Origin of the sequence: Psychrobacter sp. Pi2-51 (assembly GCF_904846665.1) — a bacterium.
Lineage (GTDB): Bacteria > Pseudomonadota > Gammaproteobacteria > Pseudomonadales > Moraxellaceae > Psychrobacter > Psychrobacter glaciei.
The window spans coordinates 64,891-79,395 of sequence record NZ_CAJHBP010000003.1; the positions used below are offsets into that span (position 1 = coordinate 64,891).

General features: G+C 43.0%; 12 protein-coding genes. 5 read left to right on the plus strand and 7 right to left on the minus strand.

The genetic code is table 11. The features are described from left to right. Positions 1-2 precede the first annotated feature (2 nt). Together mraY and JMY08_RS02450 are read left to right on the plus strand one after the other, a co-directional pair. The gene (gene mraY, locus JMY08_RS02445) at positions 3-1,121 is read left to right on the plus strand and encodes a phospho-N-acetylmuramoyl-pentapeptide-transferase (protein WP_010198007.1); all 1,119 of its coding nucleotides are present in this window, start codon (positions 3-5) and stop codon (positions 1,119-1,121) included. A 183-nt stretch (positions 1,122-1,304) separates the two neighbouring features. Beyond that, positions 1,305-2,267 carry a putative RNA methyltransferase gene (locus JMY08_RS02450; RefSeq protein ID WP_201589846.1) on the plus strand — a complete coding sequence of 321 codons (963 nt, stop codon included), beginning with the start codon at positions 1,305-1,307 and terminating at the stop codon, positions 2,265-2,267. Between the two features lie 30 nt (positions 2,268-2,297). On the opposite strand, the gene cls is transcribed toward JMY08_RS02450, so the two are convergent. Beyond that, the gene (gene cls / locus JMY08_RS02455; protein WP_201589849.1) at positions 2,298-3,749 is read right to left on the minus strand and encodes a cardiolipin synthase; all 1,452 of its coding nucleotides are present in this window, start codon (positions 3,747-3,749) and stop codon (positions 2,298-2,300) included. A 310-nt stretch (positions 3,750-4,059) separates the two neighbouring features. On the opposite strand from cls, the gene JMY08_RS02460 reads away from it, so the two are divergent. From JMY08_RS02460 to JMY08_RS02470, 3 genes are all read left to right on the plus strand, one after another. After that, positions 4,060-5,820, plus strand: a complete 1,761-nt coding sequence (locus JMY08_RS02460; RefSeq protein ID WP_201589852.1) for a TrkH family potassium uptake protein — start codon at positions 4,060-4,062, stop codon at positions 5,818-5,820. 51 nt (positions 5,821-5,871) lie between these two features. Further along, the gene (locus JMY08_RS02465) at positions 5,872-6,573 is read left to right on the plus strand and encodes a potassium channel family protein (RefSeq protein WP_010197995.1); all 702 of its coding nucleotides are present in this window, start codon (positions 5,872-5,874) and stop codon (positions 6,571-6,573) included. A 97-nt stretch (positions 6,574-6,670) separates the two neighbouring features. Continuing rightward, entirely contained in the window at positions 6,671-7,213 is a 543-nt protein-coding gene (locus JMY08_RS02470; protein ID WP_194620946.1) for a DUF3124 domain-containing protein, read from the plus strand. A gap of 50 nt (positions 7,214-7,263) precedes the next feature. Here JMY08_RS02470 and JMY08_RS02475 read toward each other — a convergent pair whose 3' ends face one another. The 6 genes from JMY08_RS02475 to JMY08_RS02500 form a co-directional block, all read right to left on the minus strand. Next, positions 7,264-7,944, minus strand: coding sequence for a cupin domain-containing protein (locus JMY08_RS02475; protein ID WP_201589855.1), 681 nt, complete (start codon positions 7,942-7,944; stop codon positions 7,264-7,266). A gap of 71 nt (positions 7,945-8,015) precedes the next feature. Continuing rightward, on the minus strand, positions 8,016-8,729 hold the full coding sequence (locus tag JMY08_RS02480) for a hypothetical protein (protein WP_201589872.1): 714 nt from the start codon (positions 8,727-8,729) through the stop codon (positions 8,016-8,018). Between the two features lie 313 nt (positions 8,730-9,042). After that, positions 9,043-9,942, minus strand: coding sequence for an SMP-30/gluconolactonase/LRE family protein (locus tag JMY08_RS02485; protein WP_201589875.1), 900 nt, complete (start codon positions 9,940-9,942; stop codon positions 9,043-9,045). 74 nt (positions 9,943-10,016) lie between these two features. Next, positions 10,017-11,180: an iron-containing alcohol dehydrogenase gene (locus JMY08_RS02490; RefSeq protein WP_201589879.1), complete on the minus strand. Its 1,164-nt coding sequence runs from the start codon at positions 11,178-11,180 to the stop codon at positions 10,017-10,019. A 1,365-nt stretch (positions 11,181-12,545) separates the two neighbouring features. Next, the gene (locus tag JMY08_RS02495; RefSeq protein WP_201589882.1) at positions 12,546-13,247 is read right to left on the minus strand and encodes a hypothetical protein; all 702 of its coding nucleotides are present in this window, start codon (positions 13,245-13,247) and stop codon (positions 12,546-12,548) included. A 14-nt stretch (positions 13,248-13,261) separates the two neighbouring features. Continuing rightward, complete coding sequence (locus JMY08_RS02500) at positions 13,262-14,356, minus strand: tetratricopeptide repeat protein (protein WP_201589885.1); 1,095 nt, start codon at positions 14,354-14,356, stop codon at positions 13,262-13,264. Between the last annotated feature and the right edge of the window lie 149 nt (positions 14,357-14,505).

Genomic DNA, 14,505 nt, shown 5'->3' on the forward strand with positions numbered 1-14,505 from the left:
CGGTGTTAGTTTGGTTGTTTGGCTGGCTTGGCCAGTATTACTCACCGTTTTCTGCGGTTTCTTCGTTGACGCTACGGGCGCTACTTGCGGTCGTTACGGCACTGGCCTTTAGTATGTTCTTTGGCGGACCGGTTATTCGGCATTTGCGATCATTAAAGTACGGTCAGGCCATTCGTAATGATGGCCCGCAGTCGCATTTGGCTAAAACTGGTACGCCGACCATGGGCGGGGTGTTGATTTTGAGCGCCATCGGGGTGTCGACCTTACTCTGGGCACGCCTCAACAATCCTTATGTCTGGATTTTGCTGATTGTGATGATTATCTTTGGCGCGGTCGGTTGGGCGGATGATTGGCTCAAAATTAAATATAAAAACCCCAAAGGTTTGATTGCTCGCAAAAAATACTTTTGGCTGTCTATGGGGGCGTTATTCGTCGGTATCTCGTTGTATTATATCGCCACGTTGCAACCGGATATGGCTACCACCCGCGAGATGCAAGATTTATTAATACCCATTTTTAAAGACTGGATGATTCCGTTCTCAGCCGTGCCTTTCGGCATTGGTTTTATTATTTTTACTTACTTTGTAATTAACGGTTCTTCCAATGCTGTCAACTTGACCGATGGCTTAGATGGCTTGGCAATTTTGCCTGTCGTTTTAGTCGCCGCTGGTTTGGGCGCGATGGCCTACGTCTCGGGTGACGTACGCTTTGCCGATTATTTGCATGTGCCTTATATTGCTTATAACTCTGAAGTAATTATTGTCTGTGGTTCGATGATCGGTGCTGGCCTTGGCTTCTTGTGGTTTAATGCGCATCCCGCGCAAGTCTTTATGGGGGATGTGGGCGCGCTTGCCCTCGGTGCGATGTTAGGTACGATTGCCGTCATGACCCGTCAAGAGATCGCTTTTGCTATTATGGGTGGTTTATTCGTCGCCGAGGCGCTATCGGTTATGCTGCAAGTCGGCTCCTATAAACTGCGCAAAAAACGCGTCTTTCGTATGGCACCGCTACATCATCACTTTGAAGAAATTGGCTGGAAAGAAACGCAAGTGGTTGCCAGATTTTGGATTATCGCCATTTTACTGGTCATACTTGGTTTGATGACGTTGAAGCTGCGCTAAGCCGCATTAAAATGGTATTAACCTAGGTGCTGTAGTAAATAAGTATTTATGTGATTAAAAAAGCCATCTCAGCGATCACTGAGGTGGCTTTTTGTTTTCTTAAATTCTATGTTGACGACTTCTTTTATCTATTAATCCACGCAATTTTTGTTAAAATGCTAGCCATATTGCTATGACCTAGAGATGCTTGTGTCCTTATTTGTTTGTCCCCTTTGTCAGTCCCCCTTACAGCCTGCTGCCGATACGTGGCGCTGCGATGGCAGTTTAAACCCTAAGCAAACTGCGCATCCGTTTGATGTGGCGCGTCAAGGCTATGTCAATCTGCTGCCCGTACAGCAAAAAAAATCCAAAACACCGGGTGATAGCCAGCAATCTATCGAAGCGCGCAAGCGGTTTTTGGCAGCTGGGCATTATGCGCCGTTACAAAGATTGGTTTGTCAGCAAATGAAGCAATTATTAGGGCAAGATGGAAGCATCTCTGTGCCAACAGCTAAGCCTAATAAAACCCCAGTCAACTGGTTAGACATCGGTTGCGGGGAAGGTTATTACACGCAGGCAATGGCGCAGATGGGCTCAGATATTATCGCTACCTTGATAGCAGCTGATATCAGCAAGCCCGCGTTGGTTGAATTGGCTAAAGTGAGCAAAGCCGCCAGTCAGCTGTGGTATCAACAACATAAAGACAAGGCTGAAAAGACGACGGTGATTTACCCGTTAGTCACCAGTGCGGCACATCTGCCTCTGCGTGCTCATAGCGTCACGGGTATCAGCAGTATCTTTAGCCCTATTTTGCCTGAGGCTTTCGCTAAGGTATTGGTTGATAAGGGCTACCTAATCATTGCCAAGCCCGATGTCAGACATTTAGCAACGATGCGCGATGCATTATTTGATAGCGTGCGCGAGCATGATTCTGATAAGTTTTTGCAGGAGTTGGCACCATACTTTACGTTGATAGAGACGCATCGAGTCAGTACCGAGATGACATTGTCAGCGACTGACTTAGCCGACTTGCTGACCATGACCCCGTATGCCTACCGCGCTCGTAGCGAAAAAAGACAGACATTACTGGCAGCGGTTGAACAACAAGCATTTAGCACGGAAGCAAAATTTGTGGTGTATATTTTGCAAAAAAGCGCTGATAAATAATGAGGACACGCCCTAGCACCCAGCCGTTATTTATAAAATAGGCCCCATCGTCGCGACAATATTGTTCCAAATTCTATATGGCAATGACCAGTCTGCAACTTGTTGACGGCTGACTTCTTCTGAATCAGCGATATACTGATACTGGCGTTCAATAATATCGGCGGTTAATACGGTATCGCTAAAGACGATATTGTTTTCGTAATTCAAATCAAAGCTACGCAAATCTAAATTGGTCGATCCAATTAAGCTGATCTGACCGTCAACGGTCAAGGTTTTAGCATGTAGCAATCCCGGTTTGTACTCATAGATTTTTACCCCTGCTTCTAGCAATTGCCAGTAATAACTGCGGCTGGTGGCAGCGACTACCAACGAGTCGTTGTGTTTGGGGAAGATCATCGTGACCTCTACGCCGCGATAGGCGGTGGCACATAACACATTGATGAGGGAATAATCTGGGACAAAGTAAGGGGTTGAGATGGTCAGGGTTTTCTGTGCTTGGCTAATGAGCACCCCCAAGAATTGCGGTGTTGCGCCTGAGCGTTGGGTGGGGCCATCAGCAAAGACTTGTGCGGCAAAGCCTGTAGAAGTTGGCGAGCCTAGTCGCTCGGTAGGGTAATAAAAGCTTTCAATCGCTGTGTCAGGGTTTTCTATCAGCCAATCACTGGCAAAAAGCATTTGGTTCTGTGCTACGACAGGTCCTTCGACGCGCAGCATAATATCGACCCACGGTGCAAAATTTGGCTTCACGCGAAACTCAGGGTCCGCGCAGTTTTGACTACCAGAGTAACCAATGCTGCCATCGATCACGGTAATCTTGCGGTGATTACGCAGATCAATACGGCTAAATAACATCACCTTTATAAGGTTGTTAATCGGTAGTGCCACGCTGACTTGCACGCCAGCATTTTTCATTTGTTGCCATATCTTTGAGCTCACCATCTTTCGTGAGCCCATGCCATCCACCATCGCTCGACAAGTGACACCGCGACGTGCTGCACGCATCAAGGCTTGGGCAATATCGATACCTGTGCCATCAATCAGCCAAATATAATACAGCACATGAATATGATCGGTTGCTGCATCAAAATCCGCAATCATTCGTTTGTGCGTTTCAGCCGCATCGGCCATGAGTTCCGCACGATTGCCCACCGTGGTATGAAAGCCTGTGACGTTCGCAGAGTAAGCAAACGCCGCTTGATACTCGGTTTTTATGGCGTGTGTTAAAGCCTCATCGCTACCGAGCACTTCAGGGTTCTGCGTATGGAGCTTATCTATAATTTGTTCATGCTTGCGGCTGAAGTCACTGCCTAAATGTACCTCACCAAACATCCAGTAAACCACGACGCCGATATAAGGCAAGATAAACAGGACGACCATCCATGCCAGCCTAGCCGATGAGGTCAAATCATGGCGGGAGAGTATGCGTAAGGATATCAGCACTAGTAATATGAAATGAATGGTCAATAAAATATCCAGTACCATAGCGCCGTCCTTAGTGATTGTCTTTATGCAGGGTGCTGCAATCGTTATTTATTACTCCGTACTTTACCATGGCAACTCGTTTAGACCGTAGCCAACTTGTCATCAGATTGTCATCAATAGCGTTGATGACAACAGCCTTTATTGGGATGAATTAAAGAGCTGTCTGGTGTAAAAACAAAGCTATTCTTTGTTCATCATAGCTTTCAACAGTCAACTCATAACTGGTTACAGATTTTTTAAAATCAGTCTTAGTGAATAGTCAAAAAAAGGAGTATAAGTATCGTGGTTATTCCTTTCATGGACTAAGGCTATGCACGCTGCCATTCGCTATCGATTACTTAATAATTTTACTGTTTTTATTAGCATCATTGGAGTAGCCGTGGCTCTCCTCGATAGTGGTTTTACGCTACCGAATTGGCTACAGCATGTTTTTCATATTTTGTATTTGGTCATTATCTTCTTAGGGTTTGTCGTCACAACAGGGCGCTACATTTATAGCAAAAAACCGCTAACGATTAATAAAGTGGCCGTTTTTGATTTGTTGACCAGTATCGCTATTGTCATTTTACTTGCGGCGCATTTCACGGATTTAATACGCTCAGGCTTGGCTGTTTCCGTTGACGGTTTTGTGGCGATTAAGATTGCGGTGCTGGTTACGTTCATTCGTGAAATCTCTGATCACGATTTCAATCTTGATCGTACTTTTCTAAACCCAGCCCAATTTTTTATCCTAAGCTTTTTGTCGGTGGTGCTGGTTGGCGCTTTGCTATTAATGATGCCCAACGCGACTACCCAGCCTTTGTCTTTTATCGATGCGTTATTTACTGCCACCAGTGCGGTGTGTGTTACTGGGCTTATTGTGGTGGACACCGCGACCTATTACACAACCTTTGGTCAAGTCATTATCATGGGCTTGATCCAAATTGGTGGTCTCGGGATTTTGACCTTTGTGACGTATTTTAGCTATTTCTTTAAGGGTGGTGTCAGTTATGAGACTCAGTTAAGTATCAGTGAGATGTCCTATATGCGTGGGACGGGTGATGTAGTGGCGACCCTCAAATCTATCTTATATGTGACCTTTGCTGTTGAGTCGTTGGCGGCGGCATTCATTTACGCCAGTATTTATGATTTACCTGGTATGGATTTATCTGAGCGCTTGTTTTTTTCTGTATTCCATGCGATTTCGGCTTTTTGTAATGCTGGATTTTCTACCTTTAGTGCAGGCTTATATGATGACGCGCTGCGCTTTAATTATCCTTTACAGCTGATTATTGGCATTACCTTTATTTTTGGCGGTATGGGCTTTGTGATTGTGGTCAATGTACTGCGGTATTTGCGTTACCGTGTCCAGCGCCTGATATATCGTCGTAATCAGCGCTACGCATATCTACCATGGTTACTCAATATTAACAGCCGTATTACCCTCATTACGACGGGTGCTTTGCTGCTAGTCGGGCTCATTGGGGTTATGCTGTTTGAATATAATGGTGTACTGGCTGACCACGGCAGTTTTTATGGCAAATTAGTGACGGGAATCTTCACTGCTGCCACTCCGCGAACGGCTGGGTTTAATAGTATTGATATGGGCGACCTAGCATTTCCGACGATTATGTTGACGATTTTTTTGATGTGGATTGGGGCGTCACCGAACTCGACGGGCGGCGGTATCAAAACCAGTACCTTTGCCATCGCGCTATTAAATACCTTGAGTTTGGCGCGTGGACAGACCAGAGTGGAAGTATTCAAACGTGAAATCGCTGAGATATCGATTCGTCGCGCGTTCTCTATCATGTGGCTGTCGTTATTGGTCATTGGCATGGGCGTGACACTTATCAGCTACGATCAGCCAGAGCTGGACTTGATTAAAGTGATTTTTGAGTGCTTTTCTGCTTATAGCACTGTGGGCTTGAGTTTGAATTTGACGACCGAGCTGTCCGATTTTAGCAAGATGGTGATTTCGGTGATTATGTTCGTTGGTCGAGTGGGTATGCTGACGCTCTTTATTGCTTTATTCAAAAACATGCGCGAGCGTAACTACCGCTATCCCACGGAAGAGATTACTATTAACTAAGTTTCTGTTAATTCAGGCGTGGCACTATTATTAAGGCATCAAAAGGATAATATGAAATATATCATCGTAGGGTTAGGCAACTTTGGCTCGTCGCTGGGTATGGCGCTGACCAGTCAAGGTCATGAAGTGATTGCTATTGACAGCAATATGCAAAAGGTTGAGGCCTATAAAGAGGTCATCTCGCATACCGTCTGTATGGATGCCACCGATGAGTATACCGTCACTGGTTTACCTATTATCGATACCGATATCGTCGTGGTCGCAATCGGCGAAGATCAAGGCGCGAACGTCATGGCAACGGCGCTATTTAAGACCTTAAAAGCACGGCGCTTGATTAGCCGCAGTATCAACCCATTGCACCAAAAAGTGCTGCAAGCCATCGGCGTGGACGATCTTATTCTGCCTGAAAAAGAAGCCGCCGACCGCTGGGCCAAACGGCTGTCACTGCGCTACTTTATAGATTCATTTGAGCTTACCGATCATTTTAGTATCGTTGAGCTTAGTATTCCAAATACATTGATTGGAAAGACCGTTGACGACTTACAGCTCAAGCAAAAATTCAATATTCGATTGCTTAGTACCATGCGCTATGAGTATTATGAAGACAGCTTTGGACGTACGCAACGTAAGCCGAGTATCGAAGGTTTAGCCGAGCCTGAGCAAGTGCTACAGGATAAAGATGTTCTGATTATTTATGGCGCGAACAAGCATATTAATCAGTTTTTACGTAGCGTTGGGGTAAAAATACAGTAGCGGGCTAAATCTAAATAAAGGATACATTGTCTTAACATCAATGATGACATACCTATTACTTAAATAGCAACGCTATGACATTATAAAAGGGAAAGTTATGAATAAGTATCACATATCCGTCCTACTGATTGCCATGACGGCACTGCTGTCAGGCTGTGATCAATCGTCTCAAGACCCGAACGTCATGCTGTCAGAAGGGCAGAAAGACCCCATCAAACAGCTTGAAATCACCTCAAAAATTGATCGTAGCAAATTTGGCTATCAGCAAACCTTTTATGTGCCGATTTACTCTGACATTTATACCGATAGAGACAATCGTAAAGTCTTACTGTCCGCGACTTTGAGCGTTCGTAATACCACCCTAAAGAAATCATTGTATATCAATAAAATCGATTACTACGATACGCATGGGACTTTTTTAAAATCGTATCTGCATAAACCTATTGAGCTACCGGCCATGGGCACGCTCAATTATATTGTCGAAAAAGAAGAGGACAAAGGTGGCTCTGGCGCTAACTTCATCATTGAGGTCGAAGGCATTGACGATACCGTCACCCCAGTTATTGAGGCGGTGATGATAGGCAACTTTAGCAATAAAGCCTTTGCTTTTACGACGCAAGGTACGCCAGTAATACATTAGGGTCTGTTGAGCATTCAAATGTGGTACTGGCAGTGGCTATATTTTAGGTTTTATTCATTCATTTCTAAACCAATGACGTGAGTGAGATGTCCAGTTTTCAGATACACCGTAGCACCCTCTGGCCCAGCTTTGGCTTGCGGCTGTTCACCTATAGGGAAGCGTATCCACCCACCTCGTTGATAGACTTGGTCATCATCTATCAGCTCACCTGCTAATACCAGAAGCTCTGCACCACCATCTATTGGAGTATCAAACAGCAACTCGTCTGCATTTATACGCTGCAAGCTAACCTGCTCGTTACTATCTAAAAACAGAGGACAAACGTCACGGTTATCTCGGCGCCGCCAATTGGCACTATCTTGGGTATCAATCGCCACAGGATTGGACTCATCAGATGACATTTGACGTAGTTTAACAAAAATAACTGCACCTTCCTCACTATAAGGTCTATGACCTGAAGCCGGTGGATTGCGTAAGTACCAGCCTACCGGATAGTGTGTGTCATCAGCAGAAAAAGTCCCTGACAATACCAAAATCTCTTCGCCACCCGGATGCAAGTGATGCGGGAAGTAAGAGCTCGGTGCATAACGAACCAAACTGGTCGCGCGTGCCTTCTCTTCTCCTACGCGGTCAAGCATCACACGTTCCACACCATTTTGTGGCGATTTTACCCATTGGTGATGTTCAGGGGCTAGCGAAGCACGACGTGAAAAATCTGCATTGATAAGCATAAGGTACTCCAAAAAAGTACTAAAGGTATAGACTGAGAGTCTTACTGTTAAAGGTTTTAAAATTCAGAGAGCTACTGACTGATAAACGTCACCGCCTCAGTACTACCATTTTTACTAGGCTGACTGATAGTGATTTTGCTTGCCAAAATATCGCCTTGAGCATTGATTTTATAGCATTCTGATGAAGTGCCATTAGGATCAAAATTGAGGAGTAGGTTCTCTGAGGTCTCTATACATAGCCAAGCACGGTTATTGCTCTCCCTCGTTAGCGACCAGCTTTGTTTATAAGTACCAGTTTGTTTGCGCATACTACTGTCGCTGTAGACGTTTTCGGTGATCAAGGCACTGGAATCGCCAACTGAAGCCATCTTGGGGATGACGGTCGTTTGGTTCGATAGTGAGTATCTACCGCTATTGTCCGTGAAGCCATGGAACATCAAGGGATTGGTCGTAAAATAGTTGGTCGCGATAGATTGATTGGTGATTTGATCGTAGCGTTTAGTGACGGTATTTATCTCAGAAGCTTTAACTGATTTATTGTTGAAAGCCACTGTACCTTTGGGTGTCACCTTAATATCGGCGACAATATTTTGCTTGTCCACTACGGCATATAGTTGTTCGCTGCGCTCTTTGGTATAGACATTGAGTAGGGCGGTCTCAACAGGGTATTGAGTGACGACATTCCCATTACTGCTACCATTATCAGTGCTGCCCATCGGTGCATTGATCGTCACGCAAGCGCTTAAGCTGAGTCCTGCTACTACTACCACCGCTAAATTTTTCATAAGGCCATCCTTCCCATTATTTTAATTTTCTGAGTTGCTAATACCTACTATAATCGAATTTTACGCCACTCGCGTCTGACATTCGTTAATAGCTATTTTTAGCCCGTTTAGATATGATCAATTGAATTGAGGACATGCCCTAGATAAAGAGGCTAAAAAGAATAAGAAGCAGGATAGGGGTCAAGAATAAAATAGCTTGCAGGCATGAAGCGACGATTAGACGGGTGTAAGCTGTCTAATCGTTGCACTGGCATTTTATTGCATACGGTGAAATCAGGCGGGCTGTTTTAGGTTTATTTCTAAAGAACTTGAACTAAGGTGTACCTGCATGACCTACTTTGACTTGTGTGGACAGCATACGACCTTTGGTTTCAGCTTTACGTGATGCTTCATCCCAATCAGGTGCCGCACACATAAATAGTGTTTTACCATCTTGTCCGCCAAGGGCAACCGCAAAGATACCATCAGGTGCAGTATCGATAGTCTCTAAAATCTCACCACCTTCTGCTACACGGACGGCACGCTGATTCAACGTATCCGCAATCCAAACCGCACCTTCGGCATCTAGCGCGAGACCATCAGGTAATATACTGGCATTTTCTATACGCAAACCAAGGTTTGGCTCATCACCTAACTCTCCAAAATTAGCAAAGTCGCGCTTTTCACCAAGGCTACCATCTTCGTTGATAGCAAACTGCGTAATTTTATTGCCAAACAGCTCGTTAACGATCAAGGTCTTTTGATCTGCAGAGATAACCATACCATTTGGAAATGCCAATCCTTCAGCGACAATCTGTGAGCTTCCATCAGGCTTAACCAAAACAAGCCCCGTATTTTCATGGTCAGCACCACCCATCAAGTCAAAGCCAAAGTTACCGATGTAAGCATTACCATTGGCTGAAACCACCATGTCATTGGCATGACCACCGCAATGCTCCCAAATATCGGCATGAACGACCAAGTTACCGTCATTTTCTAGTCGTAATACTTTGCGGTCTTTCATCGATACAACCAGCATACGCCCATCAGGCAGCCACCCTAAACCAGAAGGTTGCTGCTCAACATTAGCAATTTCCTCTGCCACTCCCTCATCGTTGACACGATAAATGCCTTGAGTATAAAAATCAACAAACCATAAAGCATTGTTATACCAGCGAGGGCCTTCTAAGTAATGAAAGCCATCAACGACAACGTCTAATTTATATTCTGACATAATTGTTTCCCTTGAATAGTGGTTATCTTCCTTGATAAATAAAACTGTTTTGAATAGCAACAATGGTTTCTGTTTTAGAGTATCTCCTTATATATCGTTGTCACCTCATCTAAAGTCATGTCTTTGGGGTTGGTTGCAATCAGTCGGGCATAGGTATTTATTACTATGTCTGCCAATGCGGGGATGTCTTGATCTGTTATATCCAATTCGCTTAAGCGATACTTGAGACCACTATTTTCTAAAAACATCTTTAGTTGATCAATAAATAAAGTCGCTGCGTCTAAGTCTGCCAGGCCAGATGTCTGAGTAGGCATGACAGCATGAGCCAGCTCAGCATAAAGCGGGGCGGCTTCTGATAAATTAAATGTGAAAACACCACACATAACGAGTGCATTGGCATGTCCATGAGGGATATGAAAATTGATACTAAGCGGATACGAGAGTCCATGTACTGCTGCTACTGATGAGTTAACAAAGGCAATACCAGCCAAAGTAGAGCCCAATAACATTTCGGCACGAGCGTCGATATCATCGCCTTGAGCCAATACTTTCTCAAAGTTATTCCAGAGCATCTGCAATCCTTTAACAGCCAATGCATCTGAAATAGGATTTTTCTTGGTACGGCTCGTATACGCTTCAACGCAGTGAACCATGGCATCTAAAGCGGTTGCAGCCGTGATGTGACGAGGTAGCTTCAGTGTTAGTGTGGCATCTAAAATGGCGACATCAGGTAGGATTTTAGGCGTATAAATGGCTTTTTTGCTGCCATCTTTTGCCGTGATGACAGAGACAAAGGTAGACTCTGCACCCGTACCAGCAGTCGTTGGTATCGCAAATAAAGGCAGCTTATTAAAGCCACTGACATCTTTGTCTAAAATGTCATTTACTGACTCAAAGTCATTTGGAAGCAAGGCGACGATTTTTGCAGTATCAATAGAGCTGCCACCGCCTAGACCAATAACCAGATCACAGTTATGGTCTCTGGCAATTTTCATAGCGTCATTGACGACGTCAACGGGTGGGTCAGCGATGACAGCATCGAAGACCACCACTTGAATGCCAGCTTCTTGTAATGATTGCTGTGCGATATCGACATAGCCCAGCTGAGTGATTCCAGCATCGGTAACAATAATAGCCGACGTCGCACGGTATTGTTGAGCTAACGCGCCCAGCTTTTTGCGCATACTGTCAGCTTCGCTGATGATATGACCATTGCTATAAAACTCAATCCCTGTCATTTTTTCTTCCTTGTGTAGAGATATATCTAGATATGAATCAGCACTAATCGTAAGATATATAGTCAATCCACTATAAAAGCGTTACAGCGTTAACCTCGCTTGAGGTATTAAATATACATCTAAACTCGGTTGTCTTGTACCACTTTTAAATTGAACCGACTATAGTCAATCCTCTATAAATTGGATGCGGTGTCAAGCTTGCTTAGTCTACTACTTGTAGTACTTTCACTCGCCTTCCTTGTATCCAAATTATACTGAACCGACTATAGCTTACGTAATTCAGTATACGCAACTTCCTTAGTTATAGGCTGTTTAGTATGCGTGCATATCAAGAGTTTATCGTGCTTGCATAACTGATTCAACATACCCTAACTATCTACCTAGCGATATACAGTATCTATAATTCAAAAAAATATCAGGACGTATTGGGTTTGATCATTATCGTCAGGCTGCGTAACTAAAATCTCTCAAGGTAATATTTACAGGATTAATAGCATAGGTTGACCAACGAATAGACCAACACAAGCCACGGGATAGATGGGTTATGTTCGGATAGATTAGGAAAATAGCAGGCATAAAAAAAACGCTAGAAGCGTTATTTATGAAGGTTTTAAGAGGTGTATAGGAGAGGGTAGGACAAGATAGAAAAACTAGGAGGCTTTCTTAAAATTGATAAGATTGGCGGTGAAGGAGGAAGTCGCACTTGTAATATAAGTTATTGATTTTAAACGATTTTTATTTATAAATTAAAGATATAGACCAACTGATAGACCAACACCTTTTAAGTATTGGATGCGAGACAGATAATGGGATTTATACCTTGGTTAAGTGTAACTAAATATTTCTAAGTCCCTATTTGATTTCAAACCTATACTACCACTAAATTTTTTTTGGTTGTTAGTGTTTCTTTCATTTTTATTTTCTAGATAATTAGCATGTTCTCGTATCAGTTAAGGTCGATTGTTTTCAAATATATTCTTACCGCAGCCATAGGTTCGGCGCTGTCTCTTACCGTCTTACTTATCACTCATAAGCTCAGTGATTTCACTCGGTTTTAAATAAATGGTACCTAAGCCATTTTTGAAATATCCCCTTTCAATACTCCTATATAGAAATAATCGCTCACATCGGACAATACTTCATCATAATGCGGTTTGATAAAGACTTTGCCTATGCTATGGATAAGGCCTCACTTCAAATGATCATAACTGTCTATACTGACTGATGTTCCAGTGAGCATTACAGTACTATTTGCTAGATTCAGCATGGTCTTGAGTGATACCCTAATTACCGCATTATAACGTAGCAAATATAAGTTGATTCAACTTAGCGTTGATATTTTTGCAAAGTTTCAAATTGACGCCATCATTCACTCATATAAGCTACTATCTCAAAACCATCTTGTGTTTGGTACGTAAAATTCAATTCACTATTTAATAAATTACCCTTGCTATTAATTCTATAATATTGATCGACTGTGCCATCAGGCTCGCTACCGACTAACAGGTTCTCTGAGCTTGTAATACGAAGCCAAGCAGTATCTTTAGTCGCTTGTGTTAACGACCATGATTGAGTGAACTTTTCCACTTGTTGGCTTTTACTACTATCCGAATAGACGTTTTCTGTAAGATAAGTACTTGAGTCGCCAACACTCGCTACCTTGGGAATAGTCGCGCTTTGAGTCGCTATAGAATACTCGCCTGAATCTTTGGTAAAACCATGGAAAACCAATGGATTTAAAGTAAAATAGTTTACGCCTACTGATTTATCAACGACCTGTCCTTCGACTTTACTAACCGTAACTACTTCGGCACTCTGTACCTGCTGATTATTGAATACAGCTGTACCTTTGGGCATGACTGTAAATTCTTTTGCCATTTTTAGACCATACATAACAGTAGACAGATCTTCACTACGCGTTTTTGTATATATGTTATTCATTGCAGTCTCAACCGGAAATTCAGTCACGGTTTGATTGCTGTTATTACTCGTTATCCCTGTATTCATTGCTGTTGTGCAAGCGCTTAAAGCTAGGCTAGCTAGTAGATAGAATGCAACTGTTTTCATATATTTTACTTCTATTATTGGGTTGATTTTAAATATTGCTTACAGCTATAGCGATTGCCGTTTTGACAGGCTTTACCGTACCATTTGATTGCTTCAGCATTATTTTTAGCGACACCATCACCATTGAGGTATAACGACGCAAGCATTGCTTGAATTGATTGGTCGTCCTTACCACTCTCTACTATCTTGTTCAACCACTTAAAAGCTTGCGTATAATCCTGTTCGACATCGTTACCATGGTAGTACATCCATGCTAGACCTGTTTGTGCCAAGACATTTTTTTGATTTGCTGCTTTTGTATACCATTTTAGGGCTTTTTCATGATTTTGCCCAACGCCTTCACCTCTAGAGTACATTCTTCCCAGTTCCAGTTGAGCAGTATCATGACCTTGTTCAGCAGCTTTTTGATACCAGTATGCCGATTTGTTATAGTCTTCTTTAGTACCATAACCATCATAGTACATAAAGCCTAGTGCATAGTACGAACGAACAGCATATTCACTATTTCGACTCTCTGTATTCGCCAGTTGTTTAAACATCTCAAGCGCTTTTTTCTGGCTTTCGTCATCGCCATAATGGTTTTGATAGTCATACGCAAGATGGAACAAAGCAGGGGCATAACCTTGTGCTGCTGCTTTCTCAAGCCAGTATTTTGATTTTTTTGGATCTTTAGGTACTTCATTACCGTAAGCGTATATTAACGCTAAGCCAAACTGCGCTTCTGCCACGTCTTCTTTAACTGCTTTTTGATACCATTCAAAAGCTTTGGTATGATCTAGCGGGACATATATACCATCATGATAAATACCGCCAACTTTCGCTTGGGCGATAGCGTTACCTTGGTTAGCTGCTTTTAAATACCAGCTAAACGCTTTTTCAGCATTGTCATCTACGTCTTTATCTTCATTATAGAAGTCGATAAGTTCATTATTAAAAATACGATAGTCTGGTCTTACGAGCGTCTGATAGTGCTTAGCAAGCCCAAGCTGAGACTGAGCATCGCCTGATTCAGCTAATGCTTTAAGAGACTCAAAATCCGCCGCTAATGCTGACCAGCTGATACTCAGCGCTATTATTGCTGTCGCCATTTTTTGGATAAAATACCGCATTAAAACCATGTTTTGTCTCAAAATAAAAATAGACAAATGTTACACCACTTTCGAAGAATCTCATAATTAAATGCTTGTCAGTTTAAGATATCCATATTAGACCCTGCTATCATTACCTCACTATAAAAACTCGTAACCTTCCAAAGTAT